General features: G+C 28.7%; 14 protein-coding genes. 1 reads left to right on the forward strand and 13 read right to left on the reverse strand.

Annotated features, from left to right (window positions below; all coding sequences use genetic code 11):
* Position 1 precedes the first annotated feature (1 nt).
* From AACH12_RS11630 to hflX, 11 genes are all read right to left on the reverse strand, one after another.
* Complete coding sequence (locus tag AACH12_RS11630) at positions 2 to 811, reverse strand: 2-oxo acid dehydrogenase subunit E2 (RefSeq protein ID WP_338535577.1); 810 nt, start codon at positions 809 to 811, stop codon at positions 2 to 4.
* Positions 812 to 1003: 192 nt separating this feature from the next.
* Positions 1004 to 3265 (reverse strand): S-layer homology domain-containing protein, encoded by a 2262-nt coding sequence (locus tag AACH12_RS11635; protein ID WP_338535578.1) that lies wholly within the window; start codon positions 3263 to 3265, stop codon positions 1004 to 1006.
* Between the two features lie 7 nt (positions 3266 to 3272).
* Positions 3273 to 7877, reverse strand: coding sequence for an FN3 associated domain-containing protein (locus tag AACH12_RS11640; protein ID WP_338535579.1), 4605 nt, complete (start codon positions 7875 to 7877; stop codon positions 3273 to 3275).
* A 475-nt stretch (positions 7878 to 8352) separates the two neighbouring features.
* The gene (locus tag AACH12_RS11645) at positions 8353 to 9072 is read right to left on the reverse strand and encodes a YebC/PmpR family DNA-binding transcriptional regulator (RefSeq protein ID WP_338535580.1); all 720 of its coding nucleotides are present in this window, start codon (positions 9070 to 9072) and stop codon (positions 8353 to 8355) included.
* 140 nt (positions 9073 to 9212) lie between these two features.
* Positions 9213 to 10664 (reverse strand): aminotransferase class I/II-fold pyridoxal phosphate-dependent enzyme, encoded by a 1452-nt coding sequence (locus tag AACH12_RS11650; protein ID WP_338535581.1) that lies wholly within the window; start codon positions 10662 to 10664, stop codon positions 9213 to 9215.
* A gap of 10 nt (positions 10665 to 10674) precedes the next feature.
* Positions 10675 to 11535 carry an agmatinase gene (speB, locus tag AACH12_RS11655; RefSeq protein ID WP_338535582.1) on the reverse strand — a complete coding sequence of 287 codons (861 nt, stop codon included), beginning with the start codon at positions 11533 to 11535 and terminating at the stop codon, positions 10675 to 10677.
* On the reverse strand, positions 11522 to 12373 hold the full coding sequence (gene speE, locus AACH12_RS11660; RefSeq protein WP_338535583.1) for a polyamine aminopropyltransferase: 852 nt from the start codon (positions 12371 to 12373) through the stop codon (positions 11522 to 11524). The genes speB and speE overlap by 14 nt, the downstream gene beginning before the upstream one ends.
* A 163-nt stretch (positions 12374 to 12536) precedes the next feature.
* Positions 12537 to 13283 carry an NAD(+) synthase gene (gene nadE, locus AACH12_RS11665; RefSeq protein ID WP_463670991.1) on the reverse strand — a complete coding sequence of 249 codons (747 nt, stop codon included), beginning with the start codon at positions 13281 to 13283 and terminating at the stop codon, positions 12537 to 12539.
* Positions 13284 to 13383: 100 nt separating this feature from the next.
* Complete coding sequence (locus tag AACH12_RS11670) at positions 13384 to 13767, reverse strand: CoA-binding protein (RefSeq protein WP_338535584.1); 384 nt, start codon at positions 13765 to 13767, stop codon at positions 13384 to 13386.
* A 27-nt stretch (positions 13768 to 13794) separates the two neighbouring features.
* On the reverse strand, positions 13795 to 14448 hold the full coding sequence (locus AACH12_RS11675; protein WP_338535585.1) for a YigZ family protein: 654 nt from the start codon (positions 14446 to 14448) through the stop codon (positions 13795 to 13797).
* A 46-nt stretch (positions 14449 to 14494) separates the two neighbouring features.
* Entirely contained in the window at positions 14495 to 15781 is a 1287-nt protein-coding gene (gene hflX / locus AACH12_RS11680; protein WP_338535586.1) for a GTPase HflX, read from the reverse strand.
* 149 nt (positions 15782 to 15930) lie between these two features.
* Between hflX and AACH12_RS11685 the strand changes: the two genes are divergently transcribed.
* Positions 15931 to 19356: a transglycosylase domain-containing protein gene (locus AACH12_RS11685; RefSeq protein WP_338535587.1), complete on the forward strand. Its 3426-nt coding sequence runs from the start codon at positions 15931 to 15933 to the stop codon at positions 19354 to 19356.
* 53 nt (positions 19357 to 19409) lie between these two features.
* Here the strand turns inward: AACH12_RS11685 and thiI are convergent, their stop codons facing one another.
* The gene (gene thiI, locus AACH12_RS11690) at positions 19410 to 20588 is read right to left on the reverse strand and encodes a tRNA uracil 4-sulfurtransferase ThiI (RefSeq protein WP_338535588.1); all 1179 of its coding nucleotides are present in this window, start codon (positions 20586 to 20588) and stop codon (positions 19410 to 19412) included.
* 51 nt (positions 20589 to 20639) lie between these two features.
* Positions 20640 to 21815 carry a cysteine desulfurase family protein gene (locus AACH12_RS11695; protein ID WP_338535589.1) on the reverse strand — a complete coding sequence of 392 codons (1176 nt, stop codon included), beginning with the start codon at positions 21813 to 21815 and terminating at the stop codon, positions 20640 to 20642.
* Positions 21816 to 22108 lie beyond the last annotated feature (293 nt).

Raw genomic sequence — 22108 nt, forward strand, 5'->3', positions numbered from 1 at the left:
ATTACTCCAATAAAGAAGGATTTTCCATATATTTTTTAAATAATTCTAACGATTTAGCCATATATATACCATCCACGATTCTTTCGTCAATAGTAAAATTAACGTTAACAACATCCGCTATCCTTATATTTTCATTTTCATCAATTATATAATCTTTATGTATTTTACCAAGGGATGCAAAAATTGAAGTAGTTCCAAATTCAAACATATGATGAAAAGGAGCATCTAGTCCTATACTACCAACATTAGTTACAAATACACTAACAAAAAGAGGATTATCATCAATAAATTTTTTTGTTAAAAAACCAAGTTCATCTATTTTTCTTACAATAAAAAAAATAAATGTCGTTATAAGTTTAGGCAACTTTATAAGTATATCTAATGACTTATCTGCGTTAAATGAATCACCTTTTTTTACGATATTAACTTTATTCTTAACTTTTTTTTCCACATCATAAATATTGTCTTTTTTATCAAATTCAACTTTTAAACTTAGTTCTTCAGATTCTTCATCTAATTTACGTTTTGCCACAAAAGCAATTTTAAATTCATTTCTTTTATATATTCTTTTTCCAACAACAAATCTATTCATATTTTCTTTTTCAAATCCTATTTTAGTTAAAGCAGCGAGGAAGATATGAAAAATCTTAATATTATTTTTTTCCGAAAATTCTATAGTATTTGTTAAATCAATTTTCTGACTAAAATAAATAGAGGCATCAAGTCTTCTTCTCATAATAAATGGAAATGCCTTAATATATGTTGGTAATTCTTTTATATATGTTCCATCATTTCTGTTATATATCCCCATTTAATATCCTCCAAAATTTATTACTAAATCAATCACTAAATTTTATCCTATACTTAATATACCAAATTCATATTTATAACTCTATAGTTATTTTAGAATAAAATTATTTACAGATAAAAAGCAATCCTTTTACGGATTGCTTTTTATCTGTAATTTCTAGTAATAATTTTATGATATACTACACATTTTTCCTTAGTATTTTATAAATTCATACATAATTTTAACTGCTTCTGCTCTTGTAGCAGTATCATTAGGTCTAAAGGTATTATCCTCGTAACCACTTATAATGTTATTTGCTCTTAAAGCATAAATTGCTTTTTTTGATTCAGCATTTAAAAGTGAATCATCATCAAATACACTTGATTCTCCTGTTAATTCATAACCATTTTTAATATAATATGCCTTTGAAATCATCATTGCCATATCATTTCGATTAATATCTGCTTCTGGATAAAAATTGCCCTTTGATGAACCGTAAGAAATTCCGTTCATTCCAGCAAGTGCTGTGATATCATAGTACCATTTATCTTTTTTTACATCTTTAAAATTTGTAGTAATTTTATCATCAAGTCCAAGATAAGTAACTAAAATTTTAGCAAATTCTGCTCTTGTAATATTTGAATTTGGATCAAATCTCATATCGCTTTTCCCATTTACAATACCTTTAGCTGTAAGTGAATTTATATAATTCACTGCCCAATTTGATCTAGTATCTTCAAAATTGTTTTCAAATGACATTAGTGAATATACGCTAAAATGCGGAGCCATAAATTCGACTTCATTATCTACAACTTCATAGCTAAGTTTAGTCCATTTACCATTTTCAAATACTCCAACCATTAGTTTATTCAGATCAACATCTTCTAAAGTATCTAATGAGAAAGATAACTTAACTTTATTTTTTATTTTTTCTCCATTAGTTTCTGCTGATAAATCTAATGTTTTAAGCTCTTTTACTAATCCATTATTAGTTTTTTTGTTTAATACTTTTCTTTTTTCACTTGAAACATTACTGCTTTGAAGTTTAATACTATTACTAAAATTACCCATTAAACTTGATGGAATCATAAAACTCACATCTTTTGATTTTACAGTAATTCCAAGTTTGTTATCTCTTAAATCTTGAATTGCATTAGGATCAAGTTCAAGAGATAGGGCTTCTGAATCGTTTGACTTTGGCAGAGAAATATTAACATATTGATCATGTAGAATCATATCATTTAAATTAGAATCACTTAAAGTTTTTAACATTTCTTTTTTTGTTTCTAGTATATTTTTTATTGAATCAGTTAATAGATTTTTATCAATTTTATATGACTTTTTGTTTTTGTATTTTTCATTTTTGTCGCTTACTAAAGCCATATTATCTGTTAAAGCAATTCTACCCGATTTTTCAATAAGTTTTTCTATTAACCTTGATAATGATTTGCTAACCTTTCTTGTATTCACTTTTTTATCTTTTTTATCAAATTCAGATTTACTAAATAAAGTTTTTACATTAGTAGTTATCAAATCTTTTACCATAATCTTAGCATCAGATATATCAACATTTGCTGAAAACATCATGGTTCTAACAAGATTTGTCTGTTTATCAACTATACTTGATCCATTTTTAAAATCTAATTTTTTTAGTTCATCGTTAATACTTTTATTAATTTTTCTAATTCCAGCAGTTTTTTCTTTTGAATTCATAATTTTTTTTAAAAAAGATTTCATAGAATCTTCTAATATGCTTTTGATAGCGCCTGGTAGGCTAATATCCATATTAATCGCTTCTGATGGAATGATATCATCATTTACAACAACAGTAGTATTTTTCTTCTTTTTCTTATGATTCGCCTCTTTATATTTCTTAACTTCAAATTCATAATTTTTTATAAGGCTACCATTTTTTAACGTAATCTTATATTTTCCAATATCACTAATACCAAATTTTCCTAAGTTGAAGTCAAATTTATTTCCAAGTAGCTTAATTTGGCTTACAGTAACTATTCTTGTTCCTTCTTTATTAGTTACTTTCAAAGTAACATATTCAGATAGGGGCGACTCGATACTTCCACTTAGTTTAACAGTATCAAAAATATAAAACTCTTTTTGATTAAATTTAGCTTTAACGTTATTAGTTGGATTTTTAACATATGAAAAAGATTTTTCAATTTTATTTCCATTTTCTGAAAATATTATTTTGTATTTACCAGATTCCAAATTATCCATTAACTCAATAGTAAAATTATTTGATTTTATTTCTCCAAGAGTTATTAATTTATTGCCATCTTCACTTATACATTTGTATGTTACTACAAATGTATTTTTTTCACTTACAATATTACCTTTTACAAAAGAATTATTTACTATATTACTCTCTAAATTAACATTAAAGCCACTAGAATCTGCAAAACTTATACCAGCAGTAATTAGTAATAATATGAGAGTTAATTGCACAATTTTTTTCATATTATACCTACCTTATTTTGAATTCTGCTGCATTTGAATCTGCAAGTGGTAACATTCCTTCAAGCGAATCCCAGTAATAAACTGTCGCTTTATATTTTCCTTTTTCTAAATTATTTGTATCAAATCCAATACCACTTTTCCCGCTCAATGCATCAAAATTCGATAAAAATCCTAATCTAGAAGTTTTATTATTTTTTGTAATTTTTACTATAATTGTACCTTTAACTTCTTTTTTTGTTGTGTTTTTTGTCTCAACATAAACATTAATAAAATCACCTTTTTTGAATTCATTTTTTTCATTAAATGATAAATCCATAGTTTTTACTCTACTAATTGTTACGCTTCCTTCTTCAATTGCTTTTTTTACAAATCCACTAAGGCCTTCCATATTTAATTTGTAAATATTTTTATATCCATCTACATAGCCCACTATATAATCAAACTTATCTCCAACTTTAAATTCAGTTGAAATTTTATCAAAATCATCACCACTTCTAGCATCAATTTTCGAACTAATTTCTTTATCACCTAGCATAAATTTAACATATGAATTTTTATAACTATCTGTAGTTATTTCTTTGATAGTAACATTTTTAAGTTTCACAAACTGACCCTCAACGGATTCATTTAATTCAGCTACATTAATCAGTTTAGGCTCTATTAAATTACCTTGACTTAAAATTTCTACATTACTTATATTTAGTTGGAATATATTGTTATAAACATTTGTTTTAGCATGTATTTTTAACTTTGTTCCTTTAGTAATTTTCTCATCAAGAACTTTAGTATAAATAAATGATCCAGCACTACTATCTTCTACATAAATAGATTTGCTTCCTACCATTCCAGGTTTTGATGTAACCATCACTTCTACAATTACATCTGTACCAGTTTCTTTTTCCCTAGCTTTTGCTAAAGATATTATTTCTTCATTTACTTTTATTTTATAAGTAAAAGTTGAAACTAGGCTTTTCTTATCCCCTTTTACGGCTATAGCTTTAATAGTCATATCTTTAGTAATTTTTACTGGACCGGTATACAGAATATTATTTGATAAATTTTCTAAATCTAGATCTTTATCAACTGAATAATAAATTTTAGCACCATTTGTTAATGTACTTAATGTAGTTAAACTTCCTATTTCAACTTCACCTGTATTAGTTGCTCTAACATTAGTTATTTGGTCAGATAAACCAATATTATCAATCGATACAACCACAGAGTCATGATCACTATTTCTAACACCTTTACTTAAGACTGAATTCATATTGATTATATCTACTTTTGTATTTTTTAATATATTATTAGAAACTAGTATATGATCAAGTACCTGAGCATTTCCTGCATGTGAATAAGTAAATCTTTCATTTAAAGGAAGTTGATTAATCATATCTGTAATAACCTTATCTTCTCCACTTCCCATCAAGGTTTTAATTGGATTAGAAAATTGAAACTCATTAAAATCACCTAATACTACTATTTTTGCATCTTTGTTTTTTGCTTTGATTTTATCAATAAAATTATTTACAATTTGTGCTTGCTCAACTCTCTTAGCTTCAGAATGTAACACTGGTTGCTGTACATTTCCATAAGGTGAATTATCTCCGCCTTTTGATTTTAAGTGATTTGCAATTACATAAACTGTTTCACCTCTAAAAACAAATTCGCTTACTAAAGATTTTCTTGTTCCAACAAACGCTTCTGCTGTTGGATCAATTCTTCCAGGGTTTAATGTTAATTCTCCATTATTATCTACATCAACAGCTTCTGTTGATCCACCTTTACTTCCTTCTTTTAATGTTACTTTAGAAGGATTATATAAAAATCCAACTCTTATATTTCCACCAGGTTCTCCACCTTCAGCATCATCTACTGGAGCAATGTCAACATAATTATAATCAACTCCGCCTTTTGCTTTTACTGCTGCTATAATACTTTTATAAACCTCACTTGCATCTGTAACTGAAGTATCTTTCTTTCCATCATTATCTTGAACCTCAACTAAACCTAGAATATCAGGATTTTTCATTTGATTTACAATTTGAACTGCCAGTCCATCAGTTTTTGACTGAGGATCATCTCCACCATGATTATAAATATTGTATGATCCTATTGTAAGAACTTTATCATTATTCATATCAAGAGTATTTACATCATCTTTATAAGTACTTGCAGTAGCTTCAAGTTTGTTTGTAACATACATTTGATAATTTCCCCATTCATAGTCCATAATACCTTCTGGATCTACAGTAAGTTTTGCTCCTGTTTTAATTTTGCTTAAATTACCAATTGATTCGATTGCTCCATTAAGTATTACAATTTCAGTATTATGATCATGTTCACTTAAAACAGCTGCTCCATATTTGTTTAAGTCTCCATCATCTTTTGCAACTTTTCCGTTATCTGGAAGAACCGAAATAACTCTATTAATATATGGTCCTGTTACCAATGCGTTTTCTATTTTTATTCTCATACCTTCTAATGATTCATAAAAATCAATTGCATATTTAGAAGGATCATATTCACTAAAATTATCGCTAGATATTTTGTCATGCGGAACTTTTCTTCCATTTTCGCCTAGAATAACTGGACTAGGAAGCGTGTTCCCTTTTGATTTAACTTTTACATTACTCTCTTCAATTGCAGTTACTGTTAACTGATTATTTTGATCATATGCATAAAAGTCCATTTTCTTTAAGAATTCTTTTACAATTCCAGTTACTAAAACTTCATCGCCTACTTCAACAGTTGTATTATTACTTAAAACAAGAATCCCATCTGATGTATCACTATCCTTATCTCCAGATTTATCTTGTATATAGAAGCCTTTTATTGCACTTCCATAACTATCAAATTTATAATTAAGTTTTGCAGTAACTATTCCATCTACATCTGTAACTGCTTTTTCTAGATAAGGACTTTTTTGTGATTTTCCTTGAATTTCAAATATTTTAAGAGTTCCAACGTTGTCTTGAACCATATAATTTCTAGTTACAATATCACTATTTGTTAATCCACTCTTTATTGCTAGAGCTTTTAAAGTTAAATTCTTTTTTATCTCAATTGGCATTACATATTTTAAAGAAGCTTTATTGGGTTCACTACCATCTAGTGTATAGTATATATCTGCTCCTTCAGTAAGAGTTAAAAGCTCAACTTTAGTACCTGGAGCAATACCTCCTGAATTAACAGAAACTTTAATATTTCTAACTTTACTTGAATCTTTCACTATATCTTTTTCATCTCTAGGTATTAACGCATATTTACCATATGCTAGATTAATAACACCCTCAATTGACTCATAGCTAGTACCTACTTCCAAAAATTCTTTACTTTGAGGTTTTATTTTAAATGATGCATCACCAGACACAACGTCAAATTCACCATATTTATTAACTGCTGATATTTCTACATTTTTTAATTTTACTAATCTTCCTTCATAAGTGTTACCCGTATCTTTTGTTATTGTTGTATTTGTTATATCAACTGGAGTAGCACTACCGCTTCCTACTATTTCTATATAACTTGGATCTTCAATTTCAATTAAATCAAATCCATATGCATCAGATTTTTTTCCAAAAACTTTAATTTTATCTCCTATTTTGGCATCAGTATCTAATCCATTTAACTTTACTGCAAGTCCTGCAGTTTCGTCTTGAAAGTATAAATATTTAGAGTCTTTGTACGTTACAATACCCTCAGTAGATACATTATCACCTTTAGTTATTTCTCTGGCTTTGGCGATAGTTAATGTTTGGCCAGAAAAAACTGTGTAACTATATTCAGTAACATCGCTATCACTAAATCCTGTCATTACTGCTTTTGCTTTAAATTTCATATTTGAATTTACTACAATTGGATTTACATAATCAACATAATCTCCATATGAATCTGAAGTATAATTAGAAATCTTAATAGCAGCACCAGACGTAGTCGTCGTTAAATTAATATTCGTTCCTTTTTTTACTTCACTGCCATTTTTCACATTTGATTTTACTCCTAAAACTTTTGTCGAACCATATGAAACTGTGTGAGTGCCTAAATTTGATAAAGTATCTTTAGCTAATACCTCCCATTCGCCGTTATCTTTAGGATTACTCTCCTTAGGATTTCCTTTACTTATATTAGGAAGTCTAACAAATGTACTATCTTTAGCAAAATTACTTCCATCTGTTATACCAAAATAGTCAATAATAGTATCACCTTTTTTTAATATTACAGGATCATTTCCATTAAAAGAAATATAACTACTCAAATAATCCGCTTTACTTTTAATAATCTGATCTGTACCAGCATTCGAATTTGCAAGTATTAATACTTCGCCATGATGCAGTATTTTTTTATCTCCTTCATCTAATTTAATCTTTCCCTTTTCAGCACCACCATTATATAAATACTGATAACTATACCCACTTAAATCTACGTCTTTTCCTGTTCCATTGTAGATTTCAATAGCCTTATTATATCCCCCGCCTTCTACATATTCAGAAATAAACAAATCATCTGCATAGCTAACTCCACTATCTGCAAATACAGGCTTTACCTGACCTAGTGCGCTAATCATTAAAACCACACTTAAAATAACTGCTAAACTCTTTCTTACCTTCCCCATTTTTTTCCTCCCAATATAATTTTAACCGATGACTTATTTTTTTTAAGCCTCTAGTCTATCTATACATTTTAGAATATCATTATGCCATAATAATCCATTTGTTATATTGTTATAGTTTTTGAAATAATCAGACAATTCTTACTATGATTTATATATAACAAATATAATACGTATTGTATATTTTATACAATACGTATTATACATTAAACGTTTTAAATTATTTTTTATGTAAAGAATAGGTATTTTTGCTGAAAAATACACAAGTTCGTTAATATGTTTACTTTATACAATGCAAAAAAATTATATAACATTATTTTACTGTAACATTTTAATTTTACAATTATGTATACTTAAACTATAATTATCAATCAATTCTTATTATGGATATATAGTCTTTAATTGTTATTTTAGAATAAAAAAAATCGCTAGCATATACTAGCGATTTTTTTATAATATATTTTATTTTATTATATTCCTACTCCTCTTCCCAGTTATGAAAAACGTTCTGAACATCATCACAATCTTCAAGAAGATCAATTAATTTTTCCATTTTACCTATATCACTTGCTTCAGAAAGTTTAGTCATTGTTTGAGGTAAATATCTCAATTCCGCCATAGAAAATTCATATCCCGCTTCTTTTAACTCATCTCTTACTGCTGCAAAATCACCAATATCTGTAATTATTTCATAGTAATCTTCTTCAGATGAAAAATCTTCAGCTCCAGCTTCTATTACTTGCATTTCAAACTCTTCTTCATCTATTTCATCTTTTTTATCAACTAATAAAATACCTTTATGATCAAACATAAAAGAAACACAACCGTTTGATCCTAAATTTCCATTACATTTTGTAAAATAACTCCTAACATCTGCCGCTGTTCTATTTTTATTTTCTGTTAAGATTTCAACTAATACTGCAATACCACCTGGTCCATATCCTTCATAAGTAAACTCTTCATATATTACATTTCCAAGTTCGCCTGCGCCTTTTTTTACCGCTCTATCTATATTATCGTTTGGCATATTTGCCGCTTTTGCTTTTTCTATTGCTCCTTTTAATGCTGCATTATAATCTGGATCCGATCCGCCTTCTCTTGCAGCTACACTAATATACTTACCCATTTTAGTAAAAATCTTAGCTTTTTTTGCATCCATTTTACCTTTTTTCTTTATAATTGTACCTATTCTACCCATATTACACTCCTATCAATATATAAAATAATACAAAGTTATTTTTAGTCCTTCATAATTCTATCACAGCAGTTTAAAGTAGTAAAGAGTAAAAAGTGGCTTATTAGCTACTCTTTACTCTTATAAATTAGTTTTATTAATTATTATTCTTTTATAACTTTTATTGTTTTAAAGGTCTGGTCTTCTAAATCAGTTATTACCGTATCTTGTTTTTTAAGAAAATCTATATATTTAATTACTCTTTCATCAATTACTTCTCCTGGGGTAAAAACTGGTATACCTGGTGGATATGCCATAATTGATTCTCCGCTTATTCTACCTATAGAATCACTAAGATTAATTGATTCTTTTTCTGCATAAAAAGCATCTCTTGGAGAAAGAGCTAACTTTAAAGCGCTTGGAATAGGCATATCAACTTTTTTTATAGCTTCTTTCATATATTTTTTAGAAATATCTTTCATTGCATTTATTAAGGCATCGATTTGATCTTTTTCATCTCCTATACTAATAATAGCAAGTGTATTATGAGCATCGCCTAGTTCCATTTGAATATTAAATTCATCCCTTAGAATATCATATACTCTAAAACCCGTTAATCCTAAATCTGCTACATTGATTACTAATTTTGTTTCATCAAATTTATATACACCTTTTGTATTTTCTAATTCTTTTCCAAATGCGTAAACACCTTCAATTTTATTTAATTCATTTCTTGCATATCTTGAAAGCTCTAACACTTTTTGCATTATTTCATTTCCACGAAGTGCTAAGTTTTTTCTAGCTATATCAATACTTGTCATAAGCAAATATGAAGCACTAGTAGTTTGATATAAATTTAGTATTTTCCTAACATACTTAGAATCAATTATTGAAGAATTCATTAAAAGCGCTGAACTTTGTGTTAAAGATCCACCTGTTTTATGAAGACTTATCGCCGACATATCAGCTCCAAGCTTTATGGCACTTTCAGGTAAATCGTCATGGAACATTAAATGCGATCCATGTGCTTCATCAACTAAAACGCTCATATTGCTTGAGTGAGCAATATTAATAATTTCTTTTAAATTAGAACTCGCACCAAAATAAGTAGGATTAATCACAAATATAGCTTTTGCATCTCTATTTTCGGCAATTGTTTTTTTAACACTTTCTATTGTAATTCCAAATGATATACCTAAATCTTTATTATATTCCGGAGTAATATAAATAGGAATAGCACCTGACATTATTATTCCATTCACTGCAGATTTATGTGCATTTCTAGGCAAAATTATTTTATCACCTGGTTTACAAACACTCATAATCATTCCTTGAACTCCAGCAGATGAACCGTTTACCAAGAAAAAACTATGCTTTGCTCCGTAAAGTTCTGCTAAAAGTTCTTCCGCTTCTTTAATAACACTAACTGGATTAGACAATATATCTAAACATTTCATTGAATTAACATCAACTTCAAGGACTTTATTTCCTAGGAAATCTCCATATTCTTTTAACCCTCTTCCATGTTTATGACCAGGAACATCAAATGGTATTACTTTTTTACTGTGATAATCCTTTAAAGCATCAAATAAGGGCGTCACGTTTTGATCTTTCACCTTTCCACCTCTACTTTTTACTAACTACAGCAAGTACTAATTCTCTTATAACTTTGCAAGCAACTGCAGTAGACGTTCCACTAGAATCATAATGAGGAGAAAGTTCAACAACATCTGCTCCAACAATATTTAATCTACTTATAGACTTAATTGCTTTCATCATTTCTTTAAATGTAATTCCACCCGGCTCGATTGTACCAGTACCTGGAAATATTGATGGATCTAGTATATCAAGATCAATAGTAACGTATACTGGAGTATTTTTAATTTTATTAACTATCATGTCTATTGTATTAACTTCAAATTTTTCCATATACGTATTTTCTTTTGCAAAATTAAATTCTTCTCTTTCACCTGAACGTATTCCAAATTGATAAATTCTATTTTTCCCAATTAAATCAAATGCTCTTCTTATTACTGATGCATGAGAAAACTTTTGACCTAAGTAATCCTCTCTTAAATCCGCATGTGCATCTAAATGAATAATAACAACATCATTATATTTTTCGAAAACAGACTTAAATGAAGGATAAGTAACAAGATGCTCACCACCAACCATAAAAGGTATTTTACCGTCACATACAATTTTTTTCGAAAAATCATATATCATATTCAAGGCTACATCCGTGTTTCCAAATGGCAATTCTATATCTCCACCATCAAATAATAAATAATCTTCTAAATCCAAATCAAGATATGGACTATAAGTTTCAAGTCCATAAAATTCTTGGCGCGCATACATAGGACCAAATCTTGTGCCTGGTCTAAAAGAAGTTGTTCCATCAAATGGAGCACCAAATATTACTAGAGAAGATTCTTCGTATTCATCTTCAAAACCCATATATGTCGATATATTCTTATTCATTTTCATTCATCATATCCTTAACAAAATTTGGAAGCATAAAGGCTCCTCTATGAATATCTGTATTGTAGTATTTTGTTTTTAAACCAAGTTTGTTCCATTCATTTATTTTTTCATTTTCTACTGGGTCAATTCCTTTTGATGCAAATCCAAATAGCCAATGTCCTGATGGATATGTAGGCATATGGAATTGATATATTTTTGAAACTGGAAAAGTACTATGAATTTTTTTGTATGACCTTTTAAATTCTCTAATGTCTCTATCATAATATGGACTTTCACTTTGATTCACTAGTATTCCGTCCTCTGTTAGAGCTTTATAGCAATTATTATAAAATTCTGTTGTAAATAGTCCTTCTCCTGGACCAATTGGATCTGTTGAATCAACTAATATCAAATCATATTCATTTTCTTTTGTTTTAATAAATTCAATTCCATCCTTATAATGTAAATCTACTCTTTTATCACTTAAAGCTGAACTTGTAATTGGAAGGTATTTAAGGCTTACATCTACTACCATTTTATCAATTTCAACCATATCTATATGTTCAATTCTATTATATCTCACAAGTTCTCTAACAGTTCCACCGTCTCCCCCACCAATAACAAGTACATTTTTAATATTAGGGTTTGAAGCTAGCGGAACATGTACTATCATATCATGGTAAACAAATTCATCTTTTTCATTAACCATCATCAGTCCATCAAGCGTAAGCATTTTACCAAATTCATATGACTCAAAAACATCTACTCTTTGAAAATCACTTTGTTCACTAAATAAATGTTTATCTACTTTTATTGAAAATCGTGCGTTTTCTGTGTGTTCCTCTGTGTACCAAAGTTCCATAATTTCATCTCCCTTTAAATCGTCCTATAAAAATAAACGTATAATAATCAATTAAAATATTATACGTTTAACAAACTATCCATATAAACTACACTATAAGGATAAAAATAAACACGTTATAAATATAATATATTTTTACAAAATGTCAATATAATTTTTCTATTTAAAAAATCGGTGGTTTAGGTGGCATTTCACGTTTGTGATTGCTTCTATTATGAAGCGACTCAATGATTTTTCTATCTTCCTCTGGTATAATTTTTCCTTCAATTAAATCATCAATCATATCATAAGTAGTTCCCATTTCTTTTTCATCAGTTTGACCTTCCCAAAGACCTGCTGATGGTGGTCTAACGATTACACTTTCAGGAACTCCTAGTACTTTTGCCCACTCATAAACTTCTCTTTTTGTTATATTTGCAATTGGTATAATATCAACTCCACCATCGCCGTATTTCGTGAAATAACCTGTATAAACTTCTGCAGCATTATCTGTTCCAGCCACTAAATATCCTAAATTATTTGCAATGCCATAAAGTGTGCTCATTCTAAGTCTTGCTCTCAAATTTGCATCGCTTAGTCTATGATTTACAGTATCTAAATCTTTTAAAGATTCTCTTATTCCTCCGTATAGCATACTATGAACTTCAGTTAAATCAACTTCTGTAAATTTGATATTTGCTTTCTTTGCAACTTTAAGTGCATCTTCTTTATCTATATCATTACTCTTACACGGAAGAATCACACCAAGTGAATTCTCCGGAAAAGCTTTCTTTAATAAAAATGCAACCACACTTGAATCAATTCCACCTGAAAGTCCAACTAATATGCCTTTGGTTCCTGATTCATTTACCTTTTTTCTAATCCACTCCACTGTTTTTTCAATTTTTTCTTCAATAGTTAAGTTATTCATATTCGTTCTTCCTTTATTTTTATTTTAAACTATAATTAAAAATTTTAGTTCATATTATTTTTAATTTGCAATTATTCGACAAATTATTCTAGTATGATTTCTAGCCGAGTTCAACAAGTACACATTTATGATAGACTGATTTTAAATTTTTTTCATTTGCAAGTTTAATTGTTTCATCATCAAATGCACCAGGTTGAAACCATATATACTCAATTCCAAGTTTATACGCATCTTCAATAGGCTTTATAGCTCTTTTAGGAGACACAACAACATTTATACAATCTGGTTTCTCTGGAAGTTCTTCTAAAGAACCATAGCATATATTTCCTTCTATTTCGTCATATACTGGATTAACTGGGTAAACTGTATAACCTTTACTAAGCAATTTTTTATAAATCTTATAAGCAAATTTAGCCTCATTTTTTGTAGCTCCAACTACTGCCCACACTTTTTTATCAAGCATTTCATTAATAGTATTTTGCATATTGCCTCCTTCTAAAATCAGTAGATATTAATAATTAGTAATTACTTCATTTTTTCTAATAGATGCATTAATTATTTCTTTTTTTCCAAAAGAAACATCTGAATTCGTCAAATCAATAATAGTATTATTCACTTTTTCATACTCGTTTTTACTTATTAATAATATCATTTTCACTTTATCAGTATAAATTGTATTTTCAATAATAACTGAATCCTCATTATTAATATAATTAAGTAACTTCCCATGAAGTGTATATTCTATCTCAATAGCAATTCTAATAAACTCATCTACTTCAATAATTCCAGCGTTTTCAAGTGATTTTTTAGCAATATTAGTATACGATCTCACTAAACCACCCGTTCCAAGTTTAATTCCACCAAAATATCTTGTTACAACAACTACAACATTTGTAATTTTCTCGTTTTTTAACATAGAAAGTATTGGAACACCTGCAGTTCCACTCGGCTCTCCATCATCACTATATTTTTGCACATCCATTTTTTCTCCTAGCAAATACACCGGAACATTATGTGTTGCATCTTTATGTTTCTTTTTTATTTCTTCAATAAACTCTGTAGCTTCTTCAATTGTTTTAACTGGTTTTGAATACCCTATAAATCTAGATTTATTAACTACTTCTTCTGCTGAAGAAAATTTCTTAATAGTTTTATATAAATACATAAATACCTTCACTTTTTTATATTTACTAAGCATGTTTTAACACTATCTAAAGTATAAATTCCTTATACTTATTGTATTCCTTATCCGAAACTTCAACTTCTACTAAAGTTCCCTCTTCAATATATTCAGTAGATATTACATTCGCAATTGAACATAACTCTGAATATATATATCCTTTATTAAAAGGTAATAACATTTTTACTATCTTTAAGTCATCAAAAACAATTTTCTTTATTTTTTCTTTTAATTCATCTATTCCATCACCCTTAACTGCTGAAATTAATATATCATTTTCATTTATTAAATCAATTTCTTCATTTAATAAATCCGATTTATTATAAACAAAAATTGTTTTTTTATCTCTAACATTAAGCTCATTTAATACCGATTCAGTTATTTTAATTTGATTATTATAATCTAAGTTAGTTGAATCCACTACATGAAGCAATAAATCAGCTTCAGTAACTTCTTCAAGTGTTGCTTTAAAAGCCTCTACTAAAGAATGGGGAAGTTTAGAAACAAATCCAACCGTATCAACAATAATAACATCTTTATTGTCCCCAAGTGTTATTTTTCTATGAAATGTATCTAAAGTTGCAAACAACATGTCTTTTACAAATACATGTTTATCTGTATCCTCAACATTTGTGTCCGCTATTAACTTATTCATAAGTGTAGATTTACCTGCATTCGTATATCCTACAATTGCAACTATTGGTATTTCATTCTTACTTCTTTTTACTCTTTGGAGATTTCTTACCAGTCTAGCTTCTTCTAATGATTTTCTTATATCTGTTACTCTTTCATTTATTCTACGTTTATCAATTTCAAGTTTTTGTTCACCAGGACCTCTAGTTCCTATTCCAGCACCTGTTTTTGACAAATTGCTTCTCGAACCTTTAAGCCTTGGTAGCCTATAACGAAGTTGCGCTAATTCAACTTGTAACTTGCTCACTTTAGATTTTGCTCTTTTGGCAAATATATCTAATATAAGTACAGTTCTATCTATTACCCTAGCTTCCACCACATTTTCAATGTTTCTTTGTTGAGCTCCTGAGAGCTCATCATTGAAGATTACTAAATTCGCGTCGTGCATTTCTACCAATGCTTTAACTTCATCAATTTTACCTTTTCCGATATAAAAAACTGCATCAATTGTTTTCTTGTTTTGAATTATTGAATCACTTACTTGACATCCTGCTGCAAGAGCAAGCTCTTTTAGTTCAAGCATTGAATATTTAATATCTATATGGCCTTTATCATTGTTAAATCCAACAAGAACTGCACGTTCAATTATTTTATCAACAATCTCATTTTTTTCGTTTATTATCATATGACCTCTTTTCGATAATTTTTCATTATTTCCAACTACATTTTAATACTTATTTAAAATATTACAAATTAATTATATCATTCAAAAGCAAATTAACATACCTTTCTTTGTATGATATAATACTTTTGAAGCTTTAAAGGGAGGTTTTTATGAGTACAGGAAGTAAAGAAACAAATACTACTAAAAAAAGAAAAAAAAGAAAAAAGAAAAAAAAGTTTTCATTATTAACTTTTTTTAAAATTTTTATAATATTAATTATCGTTGGAGGAATAGTCGGAAGCGGTGTTACTTATTTTTATGTTAAAAACGTCTTAAAAGATATTCCCCAAATTGATCCATCTAAAATAAACGATTTATTAGGTGAAAATTCAGTTATACTTGATAGTAATGGTAAAGTTCTTGAAACTATTCAAAATAGTGGGCTTAGAACAATTATAAAATATGATGATATTAGTAAAAATACAATTAACGCTTACATTGCTGTAGAGGATAAAACTTTTTGGGAACATAATGGTTTTAACTATATTAGACTTATGGGGGCCATTCGGGATAGTGTTTTTAGAGGAAAATCAATTAAAGGTACTTCAACTATTTCACAACAATTAGCAAGAAATTTATATCTTGCGGAAATTAAATCTGTTAGAAGTATTGAAAGAAAAATTAAAGAAGCTTATTACGCAATGCAACTTGAAAATTATCTAACAAAAGAGCAAATTATTGAAGCCTACCTTAATACAATTTATTTAGGAAGTGGAACTAACGGTGTTGAAGCAGCAGCACATAAATATTTCAATAAAGATGCAAAGGATTTAGATTTAATTGAATCTGCTATTTTAGCTGGAATTCCTGCTAATCCACTAGATTATTCGCCTATGAGAACCGTCAAAAAAGCGAATGTAGAAAGTAGTGATTATATTATAGACGATTCAAGTGATCTTTACAGCGTTATTTATAATCCGGGATGCGAAAAGAGATTTAAAACCGTTATTAGCATTATGTATAATAATGGCCATATATCTAAAAGTGAATATGAAAAAGCCAAACAAACTGATCTAAAAACAGTACTTCATTTTGGTTCAACAACTAACAATGAAATTTCATCATATTTTTCTGATATGGTTAAGAATAACGTTTTAAAAGATTTAATGGTTAAATATAATTATACACGCCAAGAAGCTCAACATATGCTATATACTAAAGGTTTAAAAATATATTCTACTATCGATTTTGATATGCAAAAAACTTTAGAAAGTGCCTACTCTAATAAAAACCTTACAGCATATTATGGTGCATCTACAGTAACCGCCGTTAAGAATTTTCAGTCTAGAAATGGACTTAAATCTGATGGTATTGCAGGCTCAGGCACTATACAAAAATTAATTGACCTAGGCTTAGTTAAAAAAGAAGACTTCTCTCTTAAAACTTATAGAAAAGGACTCGAACACGATGATGTTATTATTTTAAAAAAGGCACTAGATAGCCTCGGTTTAATGAATTATAATGACAATATTCCAAAAGTAACAGTTAGATTTAATAAACAAAAAAATATTATCACTAAAGAAGGTACTATACTTCTATATAAATACGATAATTTTGTGAATAGTAAAAATCAATTTATTATTCCTTCGTCTGATTACAAATATGATGAAAATGGAAATCTTGTTTTATTTAAAAATAAAAGATTGTATTTTTATCCTAAAAAACAAGATGGAAAACTTATAAACATTCAAGCTGTACTTAAAACAACTTACAAATATGATAAAGATAATAAAGCCAATACTAAAAATTCAAACGGAACTTATAACATTATTGATTTATACACTTATCAAGGAAAAGATTTATTAATTAAATCAAGTTATAAAAGTTTTGACAATAATAAAAATTTGGTTATTAATAAAAAACTTTTTAATGATAATCCTAATTTTTTTAATAAAGACACGAATGGAAATCTTCTTGTAAATAGCGATAATTATGTTATTACAACCAAAGGCGTTATACAACCACAATCTTCTATGGTTATTATCGACTACCACAGTGGAGAACTAAAAGCTATAGTTGGTGGTAGAAATGTTGAAGGTTCAATGATTTACAATAGAGCAATTAAGCCAAGACAACCCGGTTCATCAATTAAACCTATTGGCGTATATTTACCTGCTATTGACTCTAAAAATTACACTTCTTCTACTGTAATTGATGATAGACCAACATTTTTAGGATCCGATCCTGAAGTAAGATGGCCTTTGAACTGGTATGAACATTCTCATACTGGATTCAAATACTGGGGACTTTTAACTCTTAGAGAAGGCATTGAATGGTCAAATAATGTAATTTCTGTAAAACTTGCTAATATGATTGGAGTCGAAACTTCGATTTCTTATTTAAAAAAACTTGGAATCACAAGCTTAGTTGAAAGCGGAAGATATAACGATTATAATCTTTCTTCAGTTGCACTTGGAGGAATGACACAAGGTATATCTCCACTTGAGATGGCACAGGCTTATGGTGCGCTTGCTAATAAAGGTGTCTTAAATAAAACAATAACCTATACAAAAGTGTTAAATAATAACAATGAAGTCATACTACAAACTAATTCTAAAAAAACATTAGTAGTAGATGAGAAATCTGCATATATTGTTCAAGATATGATGAGAACTGGTGTTGATCATGCTCTTTCTACGGGTGCACAAATAAGAACTAACAATAAAGGAATTCCAGTAGCTGGAAAAACAGGAACAACTTCAAATAAATTAGATGCTTGGTTTGTCGGTTACACTCCATACTATGTTGCCTCAATATGGTTTGGTAATGACTGGAATATGCCATTAAATGAAGGTAGTCATATCGCTGCAAAATTCTGGTCACAGGTTATGAAAGAAATACACACAGATTTACCTGATAAGGATTTTGTAAAACCAAATGGTATCGTATATGCTACCGTAGATACAAAGTCTGGTAAACTTCCTTCTGAATTATCATATTTAGATCCAAGGGGTACTGTAAAAAAGGAAATATTTATAAAAGGAACTGTTCCAACTGAAACTGATGACGTCCACGTAAAAGCTGCAATTGATGTTTCTAGTGGTAAACTCGCTACTGAATACTGTCCGACTACATTAGTTGAAGAAAAAGTATTTATAAAAAGACCAGAGCCTTATGATCCTAATGAATTTTTAGATAAAGATGGTAATCCAATACTGCTTAGAGATTCTGAGTATGATTTACCTACTGAGTTTTGTGATTTACATCAAGGAGAATTAATTGATATAAACAATATCAATAACTCTTCAACTTCAAATATTCATTATATTGTTCAGCTGCCTGATAAAACATATAAAGTTCTAGTACCTTTTTATGTTGAAAAAACTTCTAGAGAAAAGGTTTTAGTACCTATTGACACAATCATTATGTTAGATAGTAGTATGTCAATGCCTGATGGAAGTGTAATTCTTCCCTATGATTTAAAGTACTATCCAAACTTAGATAGTTTAAAAGGAACAATCAATACTAATAAACCTTCAACGGAAAATACTACACCTTCCTCAAATTCGTCTAATACGAATACAAGTGGAAATTAAATTAAAAAAGCCCTCAGAAATTTTATTTTCTGAGGGTTTTATTAGTTAGTATATTATAAATCTTCAGGATGAAAAATCTGAGTTTCAATGTTTTCTAAAGCATCGTCAATTAGTTTTTCTACATCCAGTAAACTTAAACTTCTTTCAATTTTTTCTAATTTCGGCTTTGTAACTACCCTATCAGGTAAAAATACTGTACAACAATCTTCAAAAGGCAAAATTGATGTTTCAAAGCTACCTATGTTTTCCGCTACTCTTATTATCTCAATTTTATCCATTGCTATCAGAGGTCTAAATACAGGCAATTTCACAGATGAATTCGTAACATTTAGTCCTTCTATTGTTTGAGATGCAACTTGTCCTAAACTTTCCCCGGTTACTAGAGCCTTGCAACTATTTTTTTCTGCTAGCTTCTCAGCAAGTTTCATCATGAATACTCTTGAAAGAATAGTCATTTCTTCAGATGGACAATTTTCATTTATTTGTTTTTGTATCTCAAGTATATTTATAGAATGTATTCTAAGTCTTCCAAAATATTTTGAAAGTATTTTAGCTAAATCCATTACTTTTTCTTTGGCTCTTTCACTTGTAAACGGATAAGAATGATAGTGAACCGCTTCAATTTCTAGTCCACGTTTACCCATAAGAAATCCAGCTACAGGAGAATCAATTCCCCCGCTCAATAAAAGCATAGCTTTTCCAGCTGATCTATATGGCATTCCACCAAAACAATCAATTTTTTCTGTAAATACATAAGTTGAATTTCTCACTTCAACATTAACAGAAAAATCAGGATTATGGACATCAACATTTAACTCATCAATGTTACTAAGTATATAACCTCCAACCATACGTGCAATTTCCGGAGATTTGTATTCAAATGATTTATTTCCTCTTCTAGCTTCAATCTTAAAAGTTTTATATTTATTATTTTCTAAAACTTTTTTAGCCTGTATAAGTGAAACTTTATATATTTCATCCATATCATTAGCTACTCTAACAACGGGAGAAAGTGAAACGATTCCAAATATTTTCTTCACTCTCACAATTACTTCTTCATAATCTTTCGGTTCAAATTCTACATAAACTCTACCATGTTCTTTTAGCACTCTATAATTTTCAAGCCCTTTTAAAGAATGTTTAATATTAGAAATTAATATTTTTTCAAAAAATGATCTATTTTTCCCTTTTAACGCAATTTCTGAGTACCTTACCATGATTAAATTGTACATTTTGCTTCTCCCTTCTTCTTGTATCAAATTGTTATATCAAACAACATATTATTATTTTTTTCCATTTTTCATCATACTTCTATATTCATTTACACGAAATATAATTTCATCTAAAGCATATTTAATTTCATTTTTTGTAGTAAATTTCGAAAAACTAAATCTGATTGATCCTTCTTTAAGTTTGTCAGGAACATTAATAGCATGTAATACATATGAAAAACTTTTCGTCTTAGAATTACAAGCTGATCCAGTAGATACATATATTTTTTTCATCTCAAGATAATGGAGTAACACTTCACCCTTAACACCAACAAAGGCAATATTAACAATATATGGACTAGCCTTTGAAAAGTCACCGTTAATATACACATCAGAAAGTTCACTAGTAATACTATTAACAAATGCTCTCTTTAATTCTTTAACATTGTTATAATAATTTTCTCTATTTTTTATAAAATCTAATACCGCGTTTTTAAGAGCAAAAATTCCTATAGTGTTTTCGGTTCCCGGCCTTAAGGAATTTTCCTGCTGACCTCCAAACATAAGAGGCTTAATTCTTATTCCCTTTTTCACATATAAACCACCAAGTCCTTTAAGTGCGTGAATTTTATGCGCGCTAAATGAAAAAAGATCAATGTTTAATTCTTCTACGTTTATTTTCATTTTCATAAATGCCTGTACACCGTCAACATGAAAAATAGGTTTGTTTTTTAAAGTAGATAAATATTTTCCAATTTCTTTAATTGGTTGAAGCGTACCAATTTCATTATTTACAAACATTATGCTTACTAAAATAGTATCCTTTTGAATTGCACTAATTATATCATTAAGTTCAATCAACCCATTACTATTAGGTTTAATATAAGTGACTTTAAAACCCTCGTCTTCTAAACTTCCTACTGTGTTTAATATAGATTTATGTTCAAATTCTGTTGTTATTATATGTTTCCCAAGTCTTTTATATGCATTTACAGCCCCTTTAATTGCAAGGTTATTTGATTCAGTTCCACCTGAAGTAAAAATCATTTTCCCATCACTACTGCTAAGATCTTTCAAAATAATTTTTTTTACCTCTTTGATTTCCCTCTCAACTCTAACTCCGAGTGTATGAAGAGAAGAAGGGTTTGCATACAATTCATCAAAAGAATTATTGACTATATCTTTTATTTCTTTATTAGGTTTTGTTGTTGCTGCATTATCCAAATAAACTTCCATTTTTTTCTCCATTTATATTAATAAGATATCAAAGTACTGTTATATTCTAGCGTCATTTTATATCAGTATTCAAGATTTGTAAAGTGCGCGAAAAAAAGAAGCTGTGCGATAAAACAAAAAAAGACCTAAAAACAAGCTTGCTTGATTTTTAGGTCTTTTTTGTTTTATCATAGGGCTAAAAGCCCGCGATGAGTTAAACGAAGTTTAACGAATGCACTGCTTTATTTACTTTTATATAAATTTTCATAGGGCTAAAAGCCCAAGGTAAGTTAAACGAAGTTTAACGAATGCACTGCTTTATTTAC

Origin of the sequence: Helicovermis profundi, assembly GCF_033097505.1 — a bacterium.
In the GTDB taxonomy this organism is placed as follows: Bacteria; Bacillota; Clostridia; order Peptostreptococcales; family Acidaminobacteraceae; genus Helicovermis; species Helicovermis profundi.